19 protein-coding genes are annotated in these 25,784 nt (G+C 33.7%); 1 reads left to right on the plus strand and 18 read right to left on the minus strand.

Annotation, left to right across the window (positions count from 1 at the left end):
• The 7 genes from EMN46_RS13310 to kduI all read right to left on the minus strand — a co-directional run.
• Positions 1–447: TRAP transporter small permease (locus EMN46_RS13310; RefSeq protein ID WP_154201314.1), on the minus strand; the 447-nt coding region annotated here is incomplete at its 3' end.
• 13 nt (positions 448–460) lie between these two features.
• Entirely contained in the window at positions 461–1,453 is a 993-nt protein-coding gene (locus EMN46_RS13315) for a TRAP transporter substrate-binding protein (protein WP_154201315.1), read from the minus strand.
• 25 nt (positions 1,454–1,478) lie between these two features.
• The gene (locus tag EMN46_RS13320) at positions 1,479–2,150 is read right to left on the minus strand and encodes a bifunctional 4-hydroxy-2-oxoglutarate aldolase/2-dehydro-3-deoxy-phosphogluconate aldolase (protein WP_154201316.1); all 672 of its coding nucleotides are present in this window, start codon (positions 2,148–2,150) and stop codon (positions 1,479–1,481) included.
• A gap of 114 nt (positions 2,151–2,264) precedes the next feature.
• A complete protein-coding gene (locus tag EMN46_RS13325; RefSeq protein WP_154201317.1) occupies positions 2,265–3,305 on the minus strand; it encodes a sugar kinase in 1,041 nt (346 codons plus the stop codon).
• Positions 3,306–3,336: 31 nt separating this feature from the next.
• Entirely contained in the window at positions 3,337–4,605 is a 1,269-nt protein-coding gene (locus EMN46_RS13330; RefSeq protein WP_154201318.1) for a DUF4861 domain-containing protein, read from the minus strand.
• A gap of 125 nt (positions 4,606–4,730) precedes the next feature.
• Complete coding sequence (locus EMN46_RS13335; protein WP_154201319.1) at positions 4,731–5,522, minus strand: gluconate 5-dehydrogenase; 792 nt, start codon at positions 5,520–5,522, stop codon at positions 4,731–4,733.
• 42 nt (positions 5,523–5,564) lie between these two features.
• Complete coding sequence (gene kduI, locus EMN46_RS13340) at positions 5,565–6,407, minus strand: 5-dehydro-4-deoxy-D-glucuronate isomerase (RefSeq protein ID WP_154201320.1); 843 nt, start codon at positions 6,405–6,407, stop codon at positions 5,565–5,567.
• A 314-nt stretch (positions 6,408–6,721) separates the two neighbouring features.
• Between kduI and EMN46_RS13345 the strand changes: the two genes are divergently transcribed.
• Positions 6,722–7,744 carry a LacI family DNA-binding transcriptional regulator gene (locus tag EMN46_RS13345; protein WP_154201321.1) on the plus strand — a complete coding sequence of 341 codons (1,023 nt, stop codon included), beginning with the start codon at positions 6,722–6,724 and terminating at the stop codon, positions 7,742–7,744.
• Between the two features lie 411 nt (positions 7,745–8,155).
• Here the strand turns inward: EMN46_RS13345 and EMN46_RS13350 are convergent, their stop codons facing one another.
• The 11 genes from EMN46_RS13350 to EMN46_RS13400 form a co-directional block, all read right to left on the minus strand.
• On the minus strand, positions 8,156–8,347 hold the full coding sequence (locus tag EMN46_RS13350) for a cold-shock protein (protein WP_154201322.1): 192 nt from the start codon (positions 8,345–8,347) through the stop codon (positions 8,156–8,158).
• Positions 8,348–8,915: 568 nt separating this feature from the next.
• The gene (locus tag EMN46_RS13355) at positions 8,916–12,575 is read right to left on the minus strand and encodes an AAA family ATPase (RefSeq protein WP_154201323.1); all 3,660 of its coding nucleotides are present in this window, start codon (positions 12,573–12,575) and stop codon (positions 8,916–8,918) included.
• A gap of 12 nt (positions 12,576–12,587) precedes the next feature.
• Positions 12,588–13,796 carry an exonuclease SbcCD subunit D C-terminal domain-containing protein gene (locus EMN46_RS13360; RefSeq protein ID WP_154201324.1) on the minus strand — a complete coding sequence of 403 codons (1,209 nt, stop codon included), beginning with the start codon at positions 13,794–13,796 and terminating at the stop codon, positions 12,588–12,590.
• 405 nt (positions 13,797–14,201) lie between these two features.
• On the minus strand, positions 14,202–14,411 hold the full coding sequence (locus EMN46_RS13365) for a hypothetical protein (RefSeq protein ID WP_154201325.1): 210 nt from the start codon (positions 14,409–14,411) through the stop codon (positions 14,202–14,204).
• A gap of 186 nt (positions 14,412–14,597) precedes the next feature.
• On the minus strand, positions 14,598–15,626 hold the full coding sequence (locus EMN46_RS13370; protein WP_154201326.1) for a DUF21 domain-containing protein: 1,029 nt from the start codon (positions 15,624–15,626) through the stop codon (positions 14,598–14,600).
• Between the two features lie 63 nt (positions 15,627–15,689).
• Positions 15,690–16,550, minus strand: a complete 861-nt coding sequence (locus EMN46_RS13375) for a hypothetical protein (protein ID WP_154201327.1) — start codon at positions 16,548–16,550, stop codon at positions 15,690–15,692.
• A gap of 126 nt (positions 16,551–16,676) precedes the next feature.
• Positions 16,677–17,396, minus strand: a complete 720-nt coding sequence (locus tag EMN46_RS13380; RefSeq protein WP_154201328.1) for a mechanosensitive ion channel domain-containing protein — start codon at positions 17,394–17,396, stop codon at positions 16,677–16,679.
• Between the two features lie 11 nt (positions 17,397–17,407).
• Positions 17,408–22,423, minus strand: a complete 5,016-nt coding sequence (locus EMN46_RS13385; protein WP_154201329.1) for an amino acid permease — start codon at positions 22,421–22,423, stop codon at positions 17,408–17,410.
• Between the two features lie 65 nt (positions 22,424–22,488).
• On the minus strand, positions 22,489–23,349 hold the full coding sequence (locus tag EMN46_RS13390; protein WP_154201330.1) for a mechanosensitive ion channel family protein: 861 nt from the start codon (positions 23,347–23,349) through the stop codon (positions 22,489–22,491).
• 272 nt (positions 23,350–23,621) lie between these two features.
• Positions 23,622–24,629: a hypothetical protein gene (locus tag EMN46_RS13395; protein WP_154201331.1), complete on the minus strand. Its 1,008-nt coding sequence runs from the start codon at positions 24,627–24,629 to the stop codon at positions 23,622–23,624.
• Positions 24,629–25,393, minus strand: a complete 765-nt coding sequence (locus tag EMN46_RS13400) for a glycerophosphodiester phosphodiesterase family protein (protein WP_154201332.1) — start codon at positions 25,391–25,393, stop codon at positions 24,629–24,631. Before EMN46_RS13400 ends, EMN46_RS13395 begins: the two co-directional genes overlap by 1 nt.
• Between the last annotated feature and the right edge of the window lie 391 nt (positions 25,394–25,784).

Genomic DNA, 25,784 nt, shown 5'->3' on the forward strand with positions numbered 1-25,784 from the left:
AATAAATACAATTGAGTAGTAAAGGGTAATTAATCCGCTAAGGGGTAAAACAAGATAGATATAGCCCAAGGGAATTTGCAAAGCCGCTGAGTTGACCTGAAATTGAAAACGAGTAATTACCAACCAACTTCCGCCGATAATCATCACACTTAAAGCAAACAAAGCAATACAAACATTAATAAAACGAACTAAACGTTTTTGATTTGCTGGTGATGATTTTTGCAGGAGTAAATCGATTGCTAAATGCTCTTTCTGACCCGCTACATAAGCAGCTCCCAATAAGCCAACCCAGATAAGTAAAAATCCGGCCAATTCGTCGGTGAAAGAACTTGGAGCAGCCAATGCGTAACGGCTTAATACTTGCCACAGCACATCGAGTACAAGAATGCACATGAGGCTAATAAGTATCTTCTCGAGTATTCGATCTAATTGATTTTTGAATGTCATAAGTTCTACAGGATTAGTCTTCTGTTGCTTGAATACGCTGGATTAATTGGTACAGTTCAGGTTGCTTCTGATATGCGTCAAGTAAACCTTGTACGCGCTCGGCAAATTTATCTTTTTTCGGGTATGTAATAATAACACCATTTTCTTTTAACTTTCTTAAAGATTCCTTTTCCGCAGCAGCCCATAATTTACGTTCCTCAATCACCGATTTTTTGGCTGCAGCTTGTAACCATTTTTGTTGTTGATTGCTTAATTTATTCCAAACAACAGTGCTAATAATTAAAACATCGGGAACTCTAGTGTGTTCATTTAAGGAGTAATATTTACAAACTTCGTAATGATGCGAGGTATAAAGGCTAGGTGGATTATTTTCTGCACCATCTACCACACCACTTTGAAGAGCTGTATACAATTCTCCCCAAGAAATAGGTGTTGGAGAGCCTCCCAAGGCTTTTACCATATTCATAGCGGTTTGACTCTTCATGACACGCATTTTTAATCCCTTTAGGTCTTCAGGCTTTTCAATGCTTTTATTTAAAGTATAAAAGCTTCTTGCACCAGCATCGTAAAAACACAAACCTTTCAAATTGAATTTCTCAGTAGAGGCCAATAATTCCTCTCCAATAGGACCATCCAAAACATTAAAAGCGTGATGTTTAGAACGGAAAATGTAAGGTAATCCAAGTACTTGATAATTATTGGTAAAGCCTTCCATTACAGCCGCCGAAACTTTTGTAATTGCCAGACTTCCCAATTGTATCAATTCTACACATTGCTGTTCGGATCCCAATTGACCACTTGGATAAATTTCAAGGCTCATTTGCCCATCGGATATTTTTTCCAATTCTTTTGCCATATACAACATGGCTTTATGAACTGGATGTGTTGGATCTAAACCGTGTGCTAACTTTAAAGTTTTATGCTGACTTACTTCCTGACAACTAAAAAGTAGAAAGAAAGAGATGATACCTAAAAGTAGCTTGGAAAATACTTGTGTTTTTTTCATACTAGAATTTTGTAAAATATCCTCCTTATGATCTTAATTTTTCAATAATTTTAAAAGCCTTAATACAAGACTTCTCAATCGCTGGATAGTTAAAAGTTCCATCCTCGTTTTTCACCATTAATTGAGATCCCATTCCAACACAATGTACTCCTGCATCAAACCAAGATTTCAGATTCTCTTCATCTGGTTTCACACCACCTGTAGGCATAATAGAACACCATGGGAAAGGGCCTTTTACTGCTTTTACGAACTCAGGACCTCCAACTTGCGCACCAGGGAAAATTTTCACCACTTCTGCACCTAATTCTTCAGCGTAAGAAATTTCTGTTAGAGAACCGCAACCAGGCGACCAAGCCACTTTTCTACGATTACAAACTTTTGCCATTTCAGCATTTAAGATTGGAGAAACCACAAAATTTGCTCCCAGTTGAAGATATAATGAGGTTGTTCCTGCATCGATAACCGATCCAACACCTAACATCATTTCAGGACATTCCTTTGCAGACCATTTTAACAATTCTCCAAAAACTTCGTGAGCAAAATCTCCACGATTTACAAATTCGAATAAGCGTGCACCACCAGAGTAACATGCTTTTAATACATTTTTACAAACTTCAATATCCGAATGAAAAAATACAGGAATCATCCCTGTTTCTTTCATTTTTAATGCTACTTCAATTCTTGAAAATCTAGCCATTTTTATTTTAATTATGAAGTATGAGTTATGAATTAGGAGTTGCCTTATTCTATCAATATAGCTTTGGGTTTCTACCTAATTCAGAATTCTTAATTCAATATTTATAATTATATATTATCGTGCAACACGACCTGATGCGTCACCATTCATTAATTTCTCAACTTCTTCAACCGTAACTTGATTGTAGTCTCCATAAACAGTATGCTTTAAACATGATGCAGCTACTGCGAAGTTCAAGGCGTTTTGGTCATTGTCAGGGTAAGTAAGTAATCCATAAATTAGTCCACCCATAAAAGAGTCTCCACCACCAACACGATCAACAATATGTGTTATTTGGTAAGTATGGTTCGCTTTAAACAAAGTTTTCCCATCGTAAAGGACTCCAGACCATGAATTGTGATTAGCATTTATTGATCCACGCAAAGTAGTAATCACTTTTTTACAACGTGAAAATTGCTTCATGATTTGCTGTGATACAGACAAATAAGCATCAGCTTCTACATGTCCATCCGTCACATTTACGCCTTCTGGATGAATGCCTAAAACCATTGCAGCATCTTCCTCATTTCCTAAAATCACATCGGTACCCGCAACTAATTCGGGCATTACTTCGCCTGCAGTTTTACCATATTTCCAAAGATTTTTACGATAATTTAGGTCACACGAAACTGTAATTCCTCTTTCGTTTGCTGCTTTTATAGCTTCAAGACAAGCATCTGCTGCTCCTTGCGATATTGCAGGAGTAATACCCGTCCAATGAAACCAATTAGCACCTTCAAAAACTTGATCCCAGTCGATCATTCCCGATTCTATTTCTGCAATCGCAGAATGAGCTCGATCGTAAACGACTTTACTACCACGACTAACAGCTCCAACCTCAAGAAAATAAATCCCCAATCGGTCGCCACCATAAATTACATCAGCAGTACTAACACCATATTTTTTCAAATCCATTTCACATGCACGTGCAATATCATTTTTTGGCAATCGAGTTACAAAACTTGATTCAATTCCGTAATTTGCTAGCGATACTGCTACATTTGCTTCTCCTCCACCATAAGTTGCTGTAAACTCTGATGCTTGCGAGAATCGCTTATATCCAGGAGTTGCTAAACGTAACATGATTTCTCCAAAAGTAATTACCTTATTGCTCATCACTTATCAATATTTATTTTATTTGAAAAAATTATTTTATTGTAACTGTAACAGGAGAACTCAATTCCTCAGCCTGAACTTTCATCATGTTCTCAAAATTTTCTTGATCTGCCCATTTTTTATTTTCGAGTTCCCATGCTGCAAAAAAGTAATGTCGTGCACTAGTTTTATTACTAATTTTTTGACTTACAAAATGGGTTTGTCCAACTGGTTGATTGTAACGACTACCCGATATAATTTCTTCACTTAAAACAGGAGCATCACCCGTTCTTACTTTACTATTAGCAGGCAACAAAATTCCCATTCCTAAATAATCATCGTTCAAAGATTGAACACCATGAGTTGCAACAGCCTGAAAATCTTTATTTGCTAAAAATGAAAAGGCTTTCTTATCTTTCAGATGACTCGTTACAATTCCAATAGCCAATTCCGAATCCTGATCCAATCCCATAATAGTAACATCACTTTGAAACCAATATTTTCCTGGCCAAATTGTAATTCTTTCCTTTGCAGATAGATCTTTTCCATCTACTTTCCAACCACTGTATTTAAGATCGAAAACAGAACGAACCGGACCTTTTGAAACCAACTGATATTCGAATTGCTTTGTGTTACCTAAACGATATAAAGAATCGTTATGAAATAGAGCCAAACCACCTGACCCCAAAGAAGGACCTACGTGTAAAACATCCATACCCCAAGAGCTTAACTCATGGTATGATCCACTTTCGTGAGTTCCAATTTTATCCATAAGCATTTCAGGGATTAATTTTCCGAATAAATCTTTTGCATTTCTACAGTCAAAATAGTCACGAAAACCCATTACATCATTTTCCCAAGCTACACTTTCCGATTGGTAAGCCATAGGAATTCCAACAAATCCTTCTGGTGAAAATGCATGATCAGTCGCTTTAAAACCAGTTTCCTTATTCCCTAGTCCCAAATGAACATTCGTGCGTGTTTCAAATTTTGGTGCCTTATCAGCATCAACAAAATTCACATTTAATTTCTTAACTTCTTTTGCAGTAAAATCGCAAACTAAAGCCAACTCATCCCACTGTCCGTCTTGATCTAAATCATCAACTTGAGATGGAATTGCAACTCCTTGAGCGTCTAACACAACAAGTACTTTACCTGCAGGAATCTCTCCAACTAATTGCTTTACTTCTGCTCTAGTTAAAACAACTGGTGCATCTTTTCGAGCTAGCGCCAATTCGTTCTTTAACTCAAGAGTGGTTGATGAACTACATGCACTTAAAACGGTAGCCATTACAGCAACAACAAAACTATATTTTATCATACAAAGTATTTTAGATTCTGGAACACAGATTTATTTGACGTAACAAAAGGAATAAAAAGAACAAGCATTCACTCCCCAGCATTATTAATGCCTATCGCTCTTTTTATTCCTTATTCCTTCACTAACTATTCTTCATTAGAAGGTTTACCAATGGTAGCTAAAATACCACCATCAACATAAACCACTTGTCCATTTACAAAATTAGACGCTTTTGATGCCAAAAACACAGTTGTACCAGCTAAATCCTCAGGATCTCCCCAACGACCAGCAGGCGTAAGGTTGACAATAAATTCATTAAATGGATGACCATCAACACGAATAGGTTCAGTTTGCGCTGTTGCAAAATACCCTGGACCAATACCATTTGTTTGAATATTATATTTACCCCATTCGGTAGCCATATTTTTAGTCAACATTTTCAAACCACCTTTTGCTGCTGCATAAGCACTCACACTATTACGTCCAAGCTCACTCATCATAGAGCAAATATTAATGATTTTACCTTCTCGACGTTCAATCATTCTACGTCCAACATATTTGGCCATAATAAAAGGTCCAACCAAATCAACATCAATTACCTGACGATAATCGCTTACCTCCATATCTTGCATAGCAACACGCTTAATAATTCCGGCATTATTAACCAAAATATTAATAGCTCCCACTTCTTCTTCAATTTTGGCTACACCAGCAATTACTTGATCCTCATTAGTTACATCAAAAATATAACCTTTAGCATCAATTCCCTTACTAGCATATTCGGCAATTGCTCTATCCATGTTTTTCTTAGAGCTTCCGTTAACTACCAACTGTGCTCCAGCTTCAGCCAAAGCTGTAGCCATAGCCATTCCTAATCCGTGAGTAGCTCCGGTTACCAAAGCAACCTTACCATCTAATTTAAACAAATCTAATATCATGATTTTAAATATATTATATTCAAATACAACAATTCAATTTTATTAACGCATCTCATCTGGCTGACAAACATCCATGTCGCCATAATTCAAGTTTTCACCAGCCATACCCCAAATAAAAGTATAGTTACTTGTTCCTGCAGCTGAATGAATAGACCACGTTGGAGAAAAAACAGCTTCTTCGTTGTTCATCCAAATGTGACGAGTCTCTTTAGGATCGCCCATAAAATGACAAATAGCTTGTCCTTTAGGTACTTCAAAATAGAAGTAAGCTTCCATTCTTCTACTGTGTGTATGAGCTGGCATTGTATTCCAAACAGATCCTGGATGCAATTCGGTCATTCCCATTTGCAACTGATTTGTTTTAATTGTATCAGATACAATCAATTTATTCAATGTTCTGCGGTTTGAGTTTTCAGCTTCACCTAATTCAACCACAATTGCATCTTTACTACCTACTTTTACATTTGGAAATACTTCGTGCGCAGGAGCAGAGTTTAAATAAAAATGAGCAGGAGCTTTTGCATCAACACTTGAAAAAATAATTTCTTTATTTCCTTTTCCAACGTAAAGTGCTTCTTTATAGTCTATTTCATAAACTACACCATCAACACTTACAATTCCTTTACCACCAACATTTACAATACCTAATTCTCTTCTCTCCAAAAAATAATCAGCTTTTAATGGATCAATAGGTTCCAATACTAAAGCTTCTTTTGTTGGAACTACACCACCCACAATTAATCTATCATACTGAGAATAGCTTAAGTTGATCATTCCTTCTTCCATTAAGTTCTGAACCAAGAATTCATCTCTTAATCTAGTTGTATCGTAACTTTTCGCATCTGCTGGATGTGTTGCATATCTTTCGTCGTATTTTACGGCCATGATTTTTATTTTTAGATTATTATTAATTTAATTAGAATATACCAAACTTATCTTTTAGCACTATACAAAGTAATAAAATGCAATCGACTTGTGCAATCGATTGTCCGTATTTTATTTTTTATTTGAAAGAAAAATATCAAATATAAATACAATAAGCACAAAAGAAACAGCAAATTAGGGCTTTGTAAAACAAATATAGCTCAACAGAAACTCACTTTTAATGTGCAATCGATTATCCTTATTTTAATTTTTCATATACTTTTATTAAAATAATATGCATCTTTGCATCATATTAAATACCGTACAATAGTTATATGAAGAAAGAAAGTAACATTACAATTCATGATATTGCAAAAGCATTAAATGTTTCTGGATCTACCGTATCTAGAGCCTTAAATGACAATTCAAGAATTAGTGACAGAACTAAAAAAGCGGTTCGTAATATGGCCAAGAAGTTAGGCTATCAACCAAATGCCTTAGCCTCAAACTTGCGCACTAGTTGCACAAATACTATTGGTGTCATTATTCCAAGAATCAGCCGATACTTCTTCTCTTCAGCAATTACAGGTATTGAAGAACTTGCCAGAAAAAAAGGCTACAATGTAATCATCTGTCAGTCGAACGATCAGGAAGCAAGAGAGGCTGATTGCGTTCAAACACTATTTGCCAGTCGTGTAGATGGTGTTATTTCATCGATAGCAATTAATACTAAGAACTACGACCATTATAAAACATTCACCAACAGAAACATTCCCTTGGTATTTTTCGATCGGGTTTGTGAAGAATTAGAAACCAGCCAAGTTGTAGTTGATGATTTTAAAGGTGGATTTTTAGCTGCTGAGCACTTAATTTCAAAAGGATGCAAAAGAATTGCACATATTAGTGGACCACAACACTTAAACATTTACATTAATCGTTTACAAGGCTATCTGAAAGCACTCCGCAAACACGACATCAATATCGAAGAAGACCTTATCATTGAAAGTCCGTTAACCAGAGAGGACGGAATGGCGTGTGCAAAAAAACTATTAGAATCGGCCAATCCTCCCGACGCAATATTTGCAGCAAATGATACTTCTGCTCTTAGTATTATTATTTATGCCAAAGAAAATGGCATTCGAATTCCAGAAGATTTAGCAATTGTTGGTTTCAGTAACGAACCTTTCTCTGAATACCTAAACCCTTCGCTCACAACAATTGAACAATCGGGCTTTGATGTTGGTACAAAAGCAACCGAACTTCTGCTTGATATTATCACAAATAAAACCGGAAATCATCAGGAAACAATTGTTCTACCTGTTAAACTTATTGAGAGAGAATCTTCTAACAAAAAATAGGCTTATAGAAATAACTTGAGTGAACTCTCAAGTGAACACTATTTTCTATCACCCTCAGATCACCTTTAAATAGTGCTATTTTAAACATAAGTTCGAATCCCTCTCTCTCCGCTAATAAAGGGAGTTTCATTCATTTGAAACTCTCTTTTTTTATGCATAAATTTTAAAATAGTGATAAAGGGATAAGAACCGGAGCATATTGAAAAATCAACAGATCCAACTTTTGTGACTAATCTCTAGTCGCCATGATGCAAGAAAACCGATCTGAAAATAATATAACATTAAATAAAAACTCCAAAAACTGTAAGAAAACGAGCTAAGGAAACCCTATTTATTTCTTATTTAAGCCAGTATAAGGCATAAAAAAACCACCTTAAAAAGGTGGTTTTTATTATGTATCGTATAACTGAATTAGTCAACTAATCTTACGTTGATTGCATTCATACCTTTACGTCCTTTTTCCATATCGTACTCAACTTTGTCATCTTCACGAATTTCGTCAATAAGACCTGTAGAGTGTACAAAAATGTCTTCACTTGAATCAGATGGCTGAATAAAACCGAAACCTTTAGTTTCATTAAAAAATTTAACTTTTCCTTGCATTGTAATGTTTTTTAAAATAATAAATATTTGTGGAAAGCTTTCCTTCAGTATAATTTCAAGTAAAGATTCAGTTAAATTTTGTTCTCAAGAGAACGTTTACTAACGAATATTAATGAGGTTATCTTCTTGTTAATGCTTTACAACGCGACAAAAGTATGATAATAATTTAAGAATACCAAACAAATACTACTTTTAGATTAAATTATATTCGTTTTAAAAGTCGATTCTCAGCATTGGACTGGATATATTTGTCTTTCGAAATTATTTATATGACTATTTCGATAAAAAACACCAATTTTCCTTATTCCTTCCTGCAAGAGTATTTATGGGGCCATTTTTATCTATTCTATTTTCCTTAACTCTGAAAGCCGAGTACAATAAACAAGCTCACCACAAATTTTCAATCAATTCATGAAGTCTCGTATAAATCTAGTTTATCTTCAGAGAAAATAGCATCTATCTTAGAAGCAAAAAAAAACGATAAAACACCGCTTTCACCGATAAAGGGAAAGTTACATTCATTTTAAATGTTCTTTTTAGTGCGTACCGCTAGAATATAATCCAATTACTACACCAACTCTACTTCACTCACACCATTGCTCTTTTTCAGCACTTTTATTTGTGCCGGAATACGTTCTTTTAGATTCTCAACATGAGAGATAATCCCAATCATCTTGCCCTGAGCTTGCAGCGTCTCTAAACTTGAAATCACCGTTTCTAAAGTTTGGCTATCCAAAGTACCAAACCCCTCATCAATAAAAAGGGAATCGATGCTAACATTTTTACTAGCCAAATCAGATAAACCAAGAGCTAAAGCCAAACTAATCAAGAATTTTTCACCTCCACTTGAGGTATCCACATATCGAGCTTCGTCGGTCTGATAATGATCAATCAGCTTAAAGAAAAGCTCCTCACCCGACTTGTAAGTCGCATCTAAACGAAGAGAATAACGCTTGTTTAACTTGAACAAATGCACATTCGCCAACTGAATCAGATTATGAAGTGTTAAACGTTGCACATAGGTATTAAATGCATGTTTCGAGCCTCCCAACAAAGTCATTAAATCGGTCCATTTCTTAAGAACTTTCTCCTGATTTGAAATCTCAAGTGTCACCGCTTTATTTCGCTCTTTAATCTGTTTATCCAATTCAAACTTCTGCCTGATTTCACCAGTTCGTTCCGTCAATTTATTTTTCTCAGCCTCAATTTTCTTTTGATTTTCATTTGCATCTTCGGCAGAGACATCTGATTTCTTCTCTCTATCTAGCTTGACAAAATTCTCTTTTAATCGATTCTCTAAAGTTTTTAATTCCAGGTTTTTATCGTCTATTCCCTTTACGATCTTCACAAAACTAGCTCTATCCTCCAAACTCAAGAGTGCTTTCTCTATGTCTGCTCTAGATTCAAAATCACTGCTTTTAATAGATTGTTCCAAATTCGAAATTTGCTCAGTCAAACTGGTTTCTGATTTGGCTTGTTCTTTCTGCAAATTCTCAGTCTCTTTTGTTTTGCTAACCTGTTCGGTAAGTAATGTCTGCAAGAATAGCGAGACCTGATCGAAACCTTTTTTACACGTTTCCTTAGCTTTTTGTAACTGTTCTCTCTTTGCTATGATACTAATTTCCAAAGGGAGAATGGCCTTTCTTTCGGCTATCACAGCTTGTAGTTTTGCTTCCGTATCTTTTAATTCCGTCTCAAGTATGTCTTGATATTTTTGTTTTTCGATAGCTTGTTCCCGAATATTTTTAATATCATTAGTCAATTGATCAATTAAATGTCTTAATTCAAGCTGTTGCTTCGTTTTACTCTGATAACTAGTAATTTCCAACTCAATTTCCTTCACAAAAACTACACTTTCATCTACACTTGGCAAATCTAATTTATATTGTGCCAAATCCTCTCTCAACTGAGTCTCTAACTTCTTCGTTTCCTCATTAAGACTCTTTATATCCGCATTTTTCTGCTTCAATTCCAGACTTATATTTTCCAATTTCTCATTTAGAGTAGCCTGCTTGGTTTTCAGGTTATTTACAGCCTCTTTTTGTTTTTTGCAAGCCTCATCCTGCTGATTCTTTAATTTTTGCAGATTTTGGCCTTCAGCAATCTGTTTGGCAAACTCCTCGCCTGCTTTATTAAGCTCAAGCCATTTTTTACTAATCTTGTCAAGCTCATCAAGCTTACAATCTAAGCTTAATAATGAAAAACTCTTAAGCGCCTTTTTCATCTGATCGGCAAATGCCTTTAGTTGATTGATATTTGCCTCCATTTTAGTACTAACGGCAACCAACTTAAGTTCTATGGCTTTCTCTTCTTTCAAGAGAAGATCAAGATTCTTTTTACGCTTCTCGAGCTGAATTTTAGATTCAGATAAATTAACATTTTCGTATTTTGTCACATAAGGATGCTCGGTAGATCCACACAAGTGGCAAGGACTTCCCTTTTCCAATTTTTTTCGCTCATCTTCGAAACTAAGTATTTTAGTTTCCAATTCCAGAATTCGTTCTGCATCTTTCAAGGCAGATTCAGCCCCCGATTTTTTAAGCTGCAATTCTTCATTTTGCTTCAACAGAATCTGCTTTCCCTTATCATATAGACTCTGTTCTTTACTTAAAAGCTTCTCATTCTCTCCAATCTCCTTTGCCTCTTTCGAAAGTATTCCTCCTTCTTTCCATATATCCTTTTGTTTTTCAATCTGCTCTTTTTTTATCAAAAGCTGATCTAAAGAATTTGTGCGAAGAAGTTGATTTGTTCTTTCAAATGCCACATTCAGTTCTTTTAGTTTAATTTGATCGCGCTCATACAATGCATTTGTTTCTTTCAGTAAGTTTTGGCTTTCCTTCTGAATCTTTTTCTTCTGATTAATGACTTTAGTCTCAATATCCATCTGTTCGCAATTCCTTTTTCGAATCAACAAATGCGAACGCCAATCAATAATTTGCTTCTCCAATAACAAGCAATCTTTGTGCTTCAGCAAAAAAGTATCAATAGCAGCCAGTTCTTTGTTTTTTGCTTCCTTACTTTTATTTTTCAGCTCAAACACTTCTTTCAATTTACCTATCTGTACTTCACTCTCATCAAGCGCTTTCTGTGTTGCCAATTTCTTTTCCTTGCCATTTTTACTATCAGCATCATATTTTCCTACCTGATCCAATTTCGGCAACCAAGACGTAAAATTACTTTCACTTTGCTGAAGAGCCAATTTAGCCTTCTCTTCTTGTTTTTTAGCATCAGTAATTTTCAAAACTAGATTTTTCAAAGCTTCCTGTAGCAACTCAATCCTCGTTTTAGTCGTTACCTGCTCTTTTTCTAAGCGTTTTATACTTTCTAGCAATTCCTTATGAGGCTCAGCTTTTTCATGCAAGTTTAAAGCTTCAATCGTCAACTTACTTTTCTGTTTTTCGGCCTCTAAAAGTATAATTTGTCGCTCTAAATTTTCTTGTTCTTTTGTAAGCTCAGCTTTCTTTTTAAACCATGCCAAAATAAGCTCTACATCCTTCAATTCAACACCTAACTTTTCGATGTCTTTTTTTAGCAAATTTTGTTCTGCTTTTAAATTTTCTCGCAACTCATCGCTAAGCAAATCTTCTGCATTTATCTTAGCTCTAATCTCATCTAACTTTTTCTTTTCCTCACCAATCTTAACTCCAATGGTTTCCCCAATCTTTTTATAAATATTCTCACCAGTAATCTGCTCAAGCAACTTGCCTTTTTCTGCTGAGCTTGCCGATAAAAAAGCAGCAAATTCACCTTGAGCTAACATCGCCGATCGCAAAAACTGATTGTAATTCAACTGAATCACGCGCTCCACTTCCGTTTTCACCTCGGTTTTCTTCTCTGCAATAATCTTCCCTGTCGATAAATCCTTCAAACGAACTTCCTCCTTCGGATTTGTTAATAACTTGCCTCCTTTGGTCGTCAGTCTCATGCTCCAATGTGCTTCGTAACACTTCTCCTGACTTTCGAAACTCACCCTAGCCATAGCTTCGGTGGCTCCATAACTTACTACATCGAGCAAATTGGCTTTAGCCGTAGTGCCATTAAATCGGGGAACACTCTGATACAAAGCAATGGTAATAGCATCTAATATGGTTGTTTTACCAGCGCCCGTAGAGCCCGTAATTGCATACAAACCAACATCCTTAAACAAATCACTCTCAAAATCAATAACAATAGGCGTTTTCGATTTCAAGGAATTGATATTCTGTAATTCTATTTTTAAAATTCTCATGGGATAATTAGTCTAATTCTCTCTGGCTATTTGCAAAGCTTCGTTAAAGGCATCAAAAATTTCAACATTTTCATCGATATCAAAATTCTGTTCCTTGCATTTCATTTTAAAAACCTCGAGAGGCTGCAATTCTTTAATTTGTTTAGAACTTTCTAATAAAGCCTCCAAACCCTGTATATTTCGTTCATTTTTCAGACTTATTTTCAGAACTTCCAAGTTCAGATCTTCGGCAGCCTTATTAATTTCTTGATTCTCAATTTTAGCATTCATCTGATTATCAATCACCACTTCAACCCAAGGTTTTAGAGAATACGTCTCCTTGTCGATTTGCTGCAAATGTGTAATACACTCATCAACAGATCCTTTTACCCGAAGTACTTCTCGAAACTTAGGCACAATAACATTTTCTATCTTGAGTGGTTTTCCCCCATCGGTCTCAATCAGAATCACATTTTTCTCGTACCCAATTTCGCTAAAGCTTAAGATTGTGGGTGAACCCGAGTAGCGAATATGATTGGTTCCACCAGCCTTCTGCGGACGATGCAAATGGCCCAATGCGATATAATCGAAGATCTTAGGAAAATCTTCAGCACCAATATCTCCCAAATTCCCCACATAAATACTTTGCTCACTCTCCGATGTAGAACCTCCAATGGCAAACAAATGTCCCATACCAATAACAGGCACATTTTCCGTTTTTATGCTCTCGCAATAGGCACCTACTTCGGTATAATGATTCACCAAAGCCATTTTATATCGATCTCCAATATCATCGAAAGATTCCCCAGCAACGGCTCGCCTAATATCCTGATCTCTCATGTAAGGAACTGCAGCTACGATCACTTGCTCGTCACCTACCGAAAGTTGAAAAACCTCATCTTCCACATTCTCGGTCACCTTACCCACTACCTGAACTTGCAGCGCAGACAACAACTCCTTAGGCGCATTTATGGTTCCAGGTGCATCGTGATTGCCACCCGTAATTACCACATGCTTACAGGAACTATGAATCAATTTAATCAGAAAATCGTAATACATTTTCTGACTTTGAGTAGAGGGAACACCCGTATCGAAGATATCGCCAGAGACCAATAAAATAGAAATTTCTTCTCTTTTAATGTAAGTCTCTAACCAGTCTAAAAACTGAGATTGCTCTTCGTATTGCGATTGTTCGTGAAGACGATGGCCCAAATGCCAATCAGATGTATGGAGTATTTTCATTCTTAATTTTCTTTAATCGAATTCTAGGCAACAAATTACAAATATAAGATAACTGGAGGTATTCATCCATAATCCTACTCGTTTAAAAACACGAAAGTATCCGATATTAATTTTGAAACTTCACTTCCTTATTTTATATGTAAAAATGACAAATTGATCATACCCACGTTATACGATTCTTTGACATTCCACTTAAATTTTTGTTTATGATTTTCATTACCATTTTTGGTTTACGCAGTCGAGTATTCCATCTAAATTTCAATCAAATTCATTGATATTTTGAATAGAAAAAGCCCTGACAGGTTTATTTACGTCTTGTAAAAATCCTGTCAGGGCTAGATATATAATTTAAATGCTTACATCTCTAAAAAAAATAGAATTACTAAAAACAACAACTGTTGTATTTTATGCTAAGACTTTCTTCGATGTAACACGTTTCTTCTTTTTCACAGTTAATTCCTTTTCTGCCTGAATCCAATCGGAATCAGCATCAGCATGAATTCCTTTCTCTATTCTGTTTAGGTAGATTTGGTTAGCTTTTTTTCTAATATCATCTTCCGACACTTTTTTAGTGGTATTAGTTTTGCTCTTTGATTTTACTCTTTTAGTTGCCATTTTTTTAAAAATTAAAATTAATTGATACTAAAAATAGAAAGTAATGATTGTCTCAGTTTTCAACAAGAGTATTATGTGTACTTAAGTGACTAAAGGGATAACCCCATTTCTGTTAATTATTAGTACTAAGTTAAAACATTTTTAAAAACTATATAACACTTTATATCATTTATTATCTTAAACAACTTATTTATTAGGCTCATCTTTTCTTACAATTCCCCGGAGTAATCTTCCCAAAATATCAGCACCTGTAATCACATGCTTCACGTCACTCCAAAGTAAAATCACATCATCATCAATTACATCATCCTCGATATGCTTAGGCGTAAAATTTAAGAGATGAATAATATCACCTAAAGGTAAACTACTATCCGTAATAATAATTGGTTTATGAATAAAATCTACAGGATTTGGCTGTTTATCATCAAACATCGCAGCTCTTAAAAAGCCATCAGCATCCATAATATAAGAGGGATTTAAATGTTCATCAATAAATACGACCCATTTTTCTTTCGATTCGTTAATCTGGCGTAAGAACAAATCATGGTGATGTTGGGTGAATTTTGGAAATACAGGCAAACCCTTATCATGTTTTATTGGTATAATACTACTAGGATTTAACAATTCACCCTCTTTACTAACAATAATATCATCTAATGAGAGAAAATTTATCGCACCTAAACCTTCGGTTTTATCTATTTCACTTTCAGAACCTTCTATATGTTTTTTCAAGAATAGTTTGACTTTTTTTTCTTTAAAATACTCTAAGGTTTCTTTGCCTAACCATGCATCTAATAATAGTGCACTGGGTTTAGCCACTGGGAAAAGAATAATTTGATAAGCCCTTAAAACAGGTGCCAATAAAGATGCCATTTTTAGCGAATTCCGAGAGAAATAAGCTTGTGGTATTATTTCCCCAAATAGGGTAATAATCACAGTTGAAAACATAAATGAAGCCACACCTGCCAATACAGAATCTGAAAGAAGGGTAAGTAAAACATTAATACCCACATTACCCCATAGAATAGTCGTAAGTAAGAAATTAGAATCCTTACGCATTTTTAATACCTTCTGTGCACTTTTTGATATAGAACCTTCGGATTCAATTTCTAAGCGTAAACGTGAAAAACTAAAAAACGCCAAATTTAAACCAGAAAACATAGCAGATTGTGTAACACAAAACAATATGCCTAACCAAATAAATAATTCATTCATATTCTCGCAATGCTTAAAATATTGCTAAAATTTGCGTTGGTGACTCAACTGTCTTAAGTCGTATTAATTAGTTTTTTCAATCATAAACAAAACTGGCACTTCAGAAATTTCAAGCATCTCTTTACTTATACTTTTATGAAAAATTGAACTGATCAAGTTTAAATCCTCATTCACAACAGAAATTAAACTGATATGATTACTTGTGATATAAGATTGAATGGTTGCTGTTATTCCTTTTGCAGAAACGGTTTTGTAAGAATGTTTTTTATTGTGAGTCACAATTTCGTTTATATACTTATAGGTCTTATTATCAGTAGAAATTAAATTATTCTTATTGGTATTTATATGAACAAAATGAATACCTGCATTAAAGACTCTTGCATAACTAAGCATTTTATTAAGATAAAATTCATTATGGTTACGCTCTTTCAAATCTGTAGAAAACGCCATATTGTGAATTGACTTAAATTTATAACCAAGCGGTAAAACTAAGGCAGAGCTAAAATTATTATGGAAAATATCACTATCCATAATTTCAAGATGTTTTTTATTATACCTTTTATCTTTTGATAAAGGAAATACGACTAAATCAATATCCTCTTTTATAATAATCTTTTTTATTTCTTCAATTTCATTTCCATAAATGAAACGACGATCTAATTTGACTTTAATTTCATCTTTTATTTTGGCATGTTTGGATAGATAATATGCATTGAATTTGGCAACTTCATTATAAGCCATAATCCATTTATTCTTAATCATTTTATTGTAAATATCCTGAGTAATATTATTGTCTACATCTAAACTAAAAACATTAAGAAGTATGAGCTCAACATTTAACTTTCGTGCAAACTCAGCTGCAATAATAAATGCTTCTAAATAAATTTCATTATTCAACTGAAAAGGGAAAAGTATTTTTTTCATTTGTCTAAAGTTATTTTATATGTATAATCTGCAGCTCAAAAACGTCAATCATTTTCCGGTCTAACTATCCGAATGTAAATTGAAAAAATACGAATCATCATTAAGTCTATATCATCAAACAACAGCTTATACCGGATTGATTTCCACATCAGACATCATGCTTTTATTGACTCTATTCTTAATGTCTTCAGCAAAATGAGGTTGTAGCGTATATATGATGACCTCAAAAATATATTGATCGTTTACATGTTTAATAGCTTCAACTATTATGGGTTGTGATAATGCGACCCATGGTGAATTTATTATTTCAGCCTTAAGTTTGGGTATAATATAATTTGTTGGCACATGACTTGGGAAAACAAATCTTAGATTAACCTTATTCAGGTTCGGATTATTACTTTGTTTGCTAATTATGGTAGAGTTTATTTTATGGTAAGGTATGCTTTTTATGTTACCATGCCTATCCATTAAATTCAAACTAAAATTACCGAGTTTATCAATTTTCCCTTTTAGCTCATTAATTTCAATAAAACTATTCACTCTTATCTGATTTTGACTTTTAAGATAAACGCCTGACAAAAAATCTCTAAGAAGATAAAATGAAGGTATAATAGCCAATATAAAACAGATACCCACCGATATTAATCCAAAGGTATTTTGAGTTAAATAATAATGCTTAACCAACCATATGAGCATAAACAACCATAGTGTAAGCTCTATTAATTGAAGTATATAGGAATTGTGATGCTTAAAAATAGAAGTATTCTTTAACGATTTATTAGCGAGACCGAGTATTCTAAATACGACAATAATAGCCAATACGAGAACTAAAAATTTTGTAGACATATGCTTATGTTTTAGATAATTCCTTTATTTATACAAGTTTCAACCATAAAAGGCTCTATGTTTCGTCCAAGACAATAGGTATCATTATTTGTTTTAACAATAAGACCAAAATTGAACAATTTTAATAGTAATAAATCAACCACAGAATTATCAAAACCTGTTATGCGCATAAGCTTTTCATTATCAATATTTTTGTGTTGAATAAACAAGGCAATAACAGTTAATATCTCAGCATCCAACTGCATAAGCAAATCGGTGTTTGGTCTTGATGGTTTTTTGATGGTAATTACACCATGTTCCGATTCAATAATATTTGCTTTCCAGGTTGTTAAGGCCATTCCAGGTACCCCTTTAGTAAAACTAAAATAAGCATTAAAGAGTAAGGATAAATTAAGCGGAGAAATATCCTCCTCTTCTTTACCTTGGTAATTTATTTTAAGTCCACTTGATTTATGACGATTAATAATTAATTTTTGTAGTTGTCCCGTGTTAAAGTTTCCACATTCAACAACCGAAAGCAGGTGCTCTTGCAATGGTAATACTTCTTTCATAACTTGGTAAGCGTATGTATTGCAATTTAAAACAAAGAATACCTTATTACTGAATTTTTCAATAATCTCAATAATCTGTTTTAGCACTTTAGATCCTTCATGATTCCGTTCCCACCACAGCTCAATATCGTTCATTATAACCATACTATTGTGAGGTATACTATTAAAAATAGCATTAAAATTGGACATATTAACCACTTGTTGCTGCATTTTAGTTAACAGCACCTTTGGATCTACAGATCCTTTTATAGGCGGATCAATCCAAAAAACATTACTTTTCTTAACTAAGTTGCTTGCGGCATATCGAGACAAAGCTGTTTTACCTGATCCATGTACGCCGTGTATTAATACAGCACCATTAATTCCACTGGTATGACGTTGCATGGCTTGTTTAATTTTAGCATACTCAGCATCTCTACCCACCCAAAATTCATCAGATATTTTTGAACTTCCGCTTAATAAACTGCGGTAAAATACGGGTACACGCTGATAAACTTTTGGATTTGGAGTGAGTTGATCTATAATATCAAGAATATCATTTGCATCAGGACTACCTGGTTTATTATTTGTTAAATATTTTTTTGAAAGAATAATTCCACTACTTGTATGATTTAGTAATTGGATAATTACATTATTAATTTTATTTTTTAGTAGATGATATTTAACGCTTATCGTTTTACTTATTTTTTTATTATTATTCTCACGTTTTAAAGTGCTTATTTTCTTTTCAGATTCTAAAATAGCATGATAAAATAAGTTAGAAAAGGTCTCTAACATTAAGTCTCTGGCTTTTTTATCTAATACTAATAATGCTTCCTCTACTTTTTCTTTTTCTTTAACGACCTTAAATTTTAAGCTTTGATAAAACGCTTCCTGTTGATTTTGCTCTTCATTTAAAATATCGCTCTGTTGATCTCTATTGCTCAGTCTAAATTGTAACAAGCTACTGGACTCTCTACATTCTATTGTAGCCTGACTGACAATATCTCTAAGATTTAATACTTCTCTATAAAAAGGTTCATAAAACAAAGTATCAAAAGAATGAGATCCTATTTTACGAAGATTAATATCTATACTTGTTAATTCACTAAAAGGAACAGCTTTAGAGTTTTTGTAAATAGTTGTTGGTAGCTGCATACTTTCAGGTAATTCCTCAATAATTTTGGACAACTTAGTATATGATTCATTAAAGAAGCTTTGTATTTCTAAATTGTCAGGGAAAATCTGAGATTTCACTTCTACAGTATCTGTATTTGCAACAAGATCTATATTCTCAGCCAGTTTTAATATTGGATTAATTACCAATTCGTTAATATGTGCTGACATACGTTCATTACCAGCAAGAAGAAGGTTAATTCCAATTTTTTGCTGAGAAATAATCAGGATATCAAGGTATAAAGACGTATTAATTAAATTAACCGCTGTTTCCCAATTATCGGCATACGAAGCCAGATAATCGTTCTGAATAATATGATGTGATTTAAATTTTGTATTGGCGTTCTTAATAGATTTTGGATTGAACAAATCCTCTGCCAACACGATTAAAACTTGACGAACAGAACGTGTTATTGTATTACTGCATTGATCCTTGAATTCGATTAATTCATCTTCAAGCTTTTTTAATTCGAATAAGTTTTCTGATAGATCAAAAGCAAGAATCTCTTGCACGGTATCTTTTTGTAATAAGAGCTTTTCGTATTGATCATTAATCCCAAAAATAAATTTTCTAAGTGTTGTAAATAATTGAATTGATAGATCATCTAATCCCATTAACTGTTCCGATATTTTTGGAACAAGCTCCGTATTAAGATAATATTCAATAGCTTTTTTATAATTTAATTTAGAGCTAATTTCTTTTCCCTTATTTGGTTCCACAAAGGTTACCATCAACTGTTCAGGTGTTTCGTAAATTAAATTGCCTTTTTTTGCTATTAATTCACTAATACCTGCAGTTATAGCCTTTTGAGCTGCTAGTAAGGTTTGAGGATTTTTTACCTCTATAATTTTATTAATACTTCTAAGAAATGATTGATGATTACGTCTAATGGTTTTTTCATATTCATGCTTATCTAATTCCGTTAATTCACTTTCTAACTTGGATTGATTAACTATAGCAAAATCACGAATGCTTTTCAATATGGACAACTCACTATCAACGGTTTGCAGTAGTGTCTCTGTTAATACCGCATCGGTTACGGAAGTCAATTTCGTTTCCAAACTGACAATATTAGCTTTAACAAGCGTATTATCTATTTCGGGTATCGATGGTAGGTTTATATTCTTTACAATAGCTGGCTCTGTTGTTTTTGTATCTGCCAAAGGACTAATTAAATCAATAACGTCAAACTCATCCGAAGGACTTAAAAATAATAAACTTGCAGATAATTCTGTGAGCTCATTTACAGTGTTAATATATTCGGAACTATAGGCCTCACTTTTTTGCGACAAACCTAAAAGCACCAAATCGGCATCGTTCGATTCTGTATTGATAATTGATTCTTTTGTACGTGTACCAAAATCATTACCAATAATTTTAATTTCAGCGGCTATACGTCGATCAACAAGTAATTCTTTAATATCTCGTTGTAAAGTATCACCTACAAATGTATTATTGTTAATAATTAAAATACGAATTTTTGCATCTCTCCACTTGGGATCTATCAACAAAAATTTAATGATCTGAAGACCTAAATTCAGAATTCTTCCTTTCCCATTCCACCAAATATCAATATTTTGTTTTTTACCAAATCCTACTTCCTTATTGTAATTTAAAAAGATGGCATTTAACCCCTTAGATTTAAAATCTTTAAGTACATGAGTTAGGAATTCAGCATTCTTTAGGTCCTTGCTCCATCCCATTAATATTGTATTGGGTTCAAAACCAGTAAACCCGTAAGCATTGGTCACCGTTTTCATACCATCCTCTATGGTCTTACAAGAATACTGACGCGTAAAATAATCAGAAGTCAATTTCCTTTGATCAACAGACAGTTCTCTCACCGGTTTACTATCCTGCCCCACCAATAATTTAAAATCTGTTAAAGCACCTAACTTTCCTGTAAGTGAAAGCCCCATTTCAATAAGGTGCGGACGTGCATTTTCACCTCCACTAAATAAGATGATATTTGGTTGCCAGTTACGAGTATTAACTTTTTGAACACTCAGTTTAAGAAGTGCTTTTTTCGCCATATTGGTCCAAAAACTACTCCAAGCATCACCGGTTTCTAAAATCAATTCCTTCCGTTGCAAATAGAAATAAAGTAAACCCAATACAATTGTTGCACCTGCTAATGCCATAAAATCAAGAAGAATCATGACAATAAAAGCCGACAAAGCACCCAATATGCTCACAAATCTTGGAATTTTAAAGGCAGGACGAAAATCGGAACTCGACCAACTTTCTATGGCCGAAGCCAAATTTAAAAAGGCATAAGTGGTAATAAAAAACATGGATACAATACGTGCAATAACATCTAACTCGCCAATAAGTATCCCAACCTCTGCAATTACAAATGCTACTAATAATGCATTTCTAGGTTCATTGGTAGCACCGGTGCCTTTAGCAAAAACTCTATGCGCAATTTTATCCATTGCAATGGCTTGAAGAATACGTGGAGCACCTAAAATACTTCCTAAAGCTGATGACAATGTAGCTCCCCAAATACCAGCAATAACTAATTGAGGAACAAGGGAAATTTTAAAGAGAATATCAGGATCGTTAGCTAATGCATCCGAATTAACGGTAAAAGCATAAAAGAAAGCTAGCGCTATATAAACAACAAAGCCGACTCCTACAGCCATAACGGCTCCCAAAGGCAATGACTTACGCGGATTTTCCAAATCTCCAGACATGGAAACACCAGCTTCGAAACCAGTTACGGCCGGAAAAAAGATACCAAACAACAACATAAAAGGAGCTGATGTAGCTAAAGGTTTTAGATTTACTGTAGTAGGCGCAAAATCATGATTACCCAAAACAATTGAAAAAAGTGATAAAACAATGGTACCCATTATAAAATACTGCGATTTTATAGCCAAGGAGGTGCTTATAAATGTAATTGTTGTGACAGCAACAAGTACAATTGTACCCGCTATTCGGATATTAGCAATATTATTGGCAATGCCCCAGTATTGCAAAAAACTTTCGGAGAAACCAATAAGGTAAAGGCTAACACTAAAAGATAATCCCACAAATAAGGCTAAACCTAAGGTTCCACCAATAGGCAGCCCCAAGCTTCGTGAAATCATAAAATAAGTACCTCCGTTTTGCACAGGTTTATCAGTAGACAAAGAGGCTACACTAAGACTGGTTGTAATAGAAATGATGTGTGCAATAAAAATGATACCAATGGTATTTATTAATCCTGCTTGCCCAATAATTGCAGGAAAACGTAAATACATGATCACACCAAGAATAGTCAGTATCGAAGGTGTAAATACGCCTCCAAAGGTTCCGAATTTTTTTGCTTTAGCCATTCTGTTACTTATTATCTATTTTAAATTTTGTTTATTACCTTATATCTAATTAAATCCAGAATATATTATTCCTTTATGTTTCTTGATACGAGTACATTTTCATTATAATTTTTGATTTCAACAATATCAGCTGGTAAATAAATATTGTTTTGGTTAAGTTCTTCAATTAACTTAATAATTACTCGTGATTTTATTTTTAGATGAAACGCCTTAGATTTTGATTTGAATGTGTCTATCCAATAAAGGACTCTCACATTAACCGTACTTACGCCTAGATCATCTACAACAATAACTGGCTTTTTATCGCCTTGTAATACTTCGGGAATATTCAGTAATACCGAGTTAATTATTTCGATTGTATTTGTTAAATCCGATGAATAATCGAGTCCAATAACTATTTCGTAACGTAAAAAACCATCAATAGTATAATTAAACAAAGGCATCTTAATCATTTGCGAATTAGGGATATAAACATCCTTACCATCCAATGTTTTAATAACACTATCTCTCATATTTAATTCACTCACATAACCAACAGTTCCGCTTGATTCAATTAAATCGCCAATTTTAAATGGGCTTTTAAAAGCCATAAGAATTCCTGATAAAAAGTTTTCTCCAATATCTTTAAAAGCAAAACCGATAACAAATGTTGTAATACCAGCACCTGCCATTATGTGTTTTGCAATACCTCCTAAACCAATTACATTCAAAAAAAGCACAAACCCAGTGGTTGTAATAATAAATGCCACAATTTTACCAAGGAAAACAGCCAAAAGCGGATTTTTTGTTTTTGGCTTAACTCTTTTTGTGATAACACTTTTAATTAGCCATGATAACACGACAAACAAAAATAATATGAGCAAACCTAATCCTATTTGGGGTAATAATTCAATCGTTTTATCCATAATACCCTTTAGTTCCAACATCTTTCAATTGTTTTAGTTTAGCTTTTTAATTAATTGTCAAGTGAATGTGTTTTCAATTTTAAATTTCCCCCAATTTTTATCTTACTCGAGCTTTTGAGTACATTACAAGTAAATCTTTTGTGGCAACAACAAAAAAGCTTAAACGTTAAAAAATCTCCAATGCTCCACGCTATTTTATTTATAACTACCCAAACTATTTATTCCTATACAGGAGAATAATTAACTTGGAACTTATCTTTTTCATTAATATGATTTAGATCTATCTCTATTTATTAATTTTTCAATCGGTCTTTAAGCATTTCTGCTTGTACTTTAATTCCATCAACAATTTGCTCCCATTTACAGGCAAGTCTGTTTGCCAAACTTTTCTCTTTTTTGTTTATAAAATCGCTCAATATTTGTGACATTTCAGGCGTTCGTAGATACCCAAATGACTTATGCGGATTTTTATTTTTGTTATTTTCATAGTCATTCACAACCATAAAGTCGATAGGAGAAACACCAATCGAATTTGAATTAAAATCATCATTCAATTTATAATTTAGAGCAACCTTATCTTGAATATCAGAAAGATTAAACCAATTATTAACGACTCCAGGTGGTGTGGCCATATAATTATGTCCATTATTATTTTTGTATTCGGATGCTATTTTACTTATGACTACGGGTAAACCTAAAGGAGAACCAATAGTCACTAGATTATTAATCTTTATTTCAGGAAGTAAAAAGCTTAGTACGTCAAATGTAATAATTGAACCCATTGAATGTGCAATTATTGTTATCTCATAATCTTTATATTTCTGAATAACTTCAATAATTCGTTTTTGAATTAGGTATTTCGCCTTACAAGCTACATCATTCTCACTCTCACACATCTCTGTGTAATATATCTCTAAGTCTTTAAAATAATTGCGAAGAATAAAATCAGTAATAAAACCATAGTTTAAAGTTTTATCCTCGTTCAAAAATATTTTATTTACTTGATTGGATATAAAATCAATCACATCTTGTTGAAAAGAAGTATCTTCTACAACAGGATTCTTGGGAGATTTAGTATATGGCTCATCAAGATAATAGGGATTCTTGGTATCCTTTTCCCATTTATTGAGTGGTTTTTCATAAAGTATATCAGCCCAATAAACGAGTTCAAACTCAGGTAACTCATTCTTAATGCCATTTTTACTAAAACCCTCTTTTATGGCATCTTTCCACCATTTTTCAAGAAGATATTTAGGCGGCTTATTTCCAAGACCATGAACAGCTATGATTACCTTTTTCATTACTTATTCCCTACTAATTGTTTTGTTATCCATTCGGCTCGGTCTGTTGTTATCGCATCAACCCCATAACTCAATATTCTTTCTGCTTCAACTAAATCATTTACTGTCCATACATAAACACACAATTCCTCCTCCTTGAAGGCTTTTACAAATGATTGGTCAAGTATTTTACCAGCCCAAACATCCACACCATCGAGCCCACTATCTTTAATCTTTTTAATTATTTCCTGAGGCTTAATACGTAGTAACCATTGTGGTAAATAATAATCCAAATCAAGTAAGCATAAAACTTTGTATTGAGGTGCTAACTTTTTTATTAATGACAACACATCAAAGTTGAACGAAATAATCTCAATTTGATTATCTCTAAGCTTTACTCTTTTAAGTAACTTTAATAAAGAATTTACAATCTCTTTACCGCATTTTATTTCAATAATCAATTTAGCATCTAAAGGAACAGTTTCAATAACTTCATCTAAAGTTGGAATTCGTTCTCCTTTATACGCCTCCGATTTTTTTAATCCAACATCAACACCTTTTAGTTCGTGCAACTTCCTCTTTTTAACAAAAAGCTTTCGATCACCAACTCTACCTGTGTGTTTATCATGAATAACTACAATTTTATTGTCTGCAGTTAGATGAATATCTATTTCAATTGCCTTAGCACCTTTTTCCCAAGCAAGCTTAATGGCAGAGAGTGTATTCTCTGGTGCAATAAAGGATTCTCCTCTGTGAGCTACGATTTTGTCTCTTATGCTATTCATTAATTTTAATATTTATAACATATTAAAAATACTAAAAATTCGCATTCAAAAACGCTATAACATAAGATTATTAAAAAATATATTTCGTGTAAATTATGAAAAGTAAATACGGAAAAAACATGAGAAAAAGTAAATATTGGCAAAGGCTTCTACCTCATTAAAAAAGGGATGAATATGCCTTTTTATCCAGTATTAAACTTTGCACATCTTGGCTCTAGTATTAAATAAACAGATTTATAAGATCTTACGATGACTATCAGCCTTTGTTGATACAATTCAAACAGACAGATCACATCAAACGCAAAAAAAATATCGAAGATTATGCTTCACCTAATAAATAACCATCTTCTCAAATTAAAGACTCAACCATCGTCTTCGCGAGTTGCCTCAT

Origin of the sequence: Ancylomarina sp. 16SWW S1-10-2 (assembly GCF_009669305.1) — a bacterium.
Classification (GTDB): Bacteria; Bacteroidota; Bacteroidia; order Bacteroidales; family Marinifilaceae; genus Ancylomarina.

Bases quoted from the DNA above. Each gene is read 5' to 3' on its own strand.
- EMN46_RS13395 (WP_154201331.1), bottom strand. From the start codon at position 24,629: ATGAAAAAGGTAATCATAGCTGTTCATGGTCTTGGAAATAAGCCGCCT.
- EMN46_RS13370 (WP_154201326.1), bottom strand. From the start codon at position 15,626: ATGAATGAATTATTTATTTGGTTAGGCATATTGTTTTGTGTTACACAA.
- EMN46_RS13320 (WP_154201316.1), bottom strand. From the start codon at position 2,150: ATGGCTAGATTTTCAAGAATTGAAGTAGCATTAAAAATGAAAGAAACA.
- EMN46_RS13335 (WP_154201319.1), bottom strand. From the start codon at position 5,522: ATGATATTAGATTTGTTTAAATTAGATGGTAAGGTTGCTTTGGTAACC.
- EMN46_RS13365 (WP_154201325.1), bottom strand. From the start codon at position 14,411: ATGGCAACTAAAAGAGTAAAATCAAAGAGCAAAACTAATACCACTAAA.
- EMN46_RS13345 (WP_154201321.1), top strand. From the start codon at position 6,722: ATGAAGAAAGAAAGTAACATTACAATTCATGATATTGCAAAAGCATTA.
- EMN46_RS13330 (WP_154201318.1), bottom strand. From the start codon at position 4,605: ATGATAAAATATAGTTTTGTTGTTGCTGTAATGGCTACCGTTTTAAGT.
- EMN46_RS13355 (WP_154201323.1), bottom strand. From the start codon at position 12,575: ATGAGAATTTTAAAAATAGAATTACAGAATATCAATTCCTTGAAATCG.
- EMN46_RS13385 (WP_154201329.1), bottom strand. From the start codon at position 22,423: ATGGCTAAAGCAAAAAAATTCGGAACCTTTGGAGGCGTATTTACACCT.
- EMN46_RS13380 (WP_154201328.1), bottom strand. From the start codon at position 17,396: ATGTCTACAAAATTTTTAGTTCTCGTATTGGCTATTATTGTCGTATTT.
- EMN46_RS13350 (WP_154201322.1), bottom strand. From the start codon at position 8,347: ATGCAAGGAAAAGTTAAATTTTTTAATGAAACTAAAGGTTTCGGTTTT.
- EMN46_RS13390 (WP_154201330.1), bottom strand. From the start codon at position 23,349: ATGTTGGAACTAAAGGGTATTATGGATAAAACGATTGAATTATTACCC.
- EMN46_RS13375 (WP_154201327.1), bottom strand. From the start codon at position 16,550: ATGAAAAAAATACTTTTCCCTTTTCAGTTGAATAATGAAATTTATTTA.
- EMN46_RS13325 (WP_154201317.1), bottom strand. From the start codon at position 3,305: ATGAGCAATAAGGTAATTACTTTTGGAGAAATCATGTTACGTTTAGCA.
- kduI (WP_154201320.1), bottom strand. From the start codon at position 6,407: ATGGCCGTAAAATACGACGAAAGATATGCAACACATCCAGCAGATGCG.
- EMN46_RS13315 (WP_154201315.1), bottom strand. From the start codon at position 1,453: ATGAAAAAAACACAAGTATTTTCCAAGCTACTTTTAGGTATCATCTCT.
- EMN46_RS13360 (WP_154201324.1), bottom strand. From the start codon at position 13,796: ATGAAAATACTCCATACATCTGATTGGCATTTGGGCCATCGTCTTCAC.
- EMN46_RS13400 (WP_154201332.1), bottom strand. From the start codon at position 25,393: ATGAATAGCATAAGAGACAAAATCGTAGCTCACAGAGGAGAATCCTTT.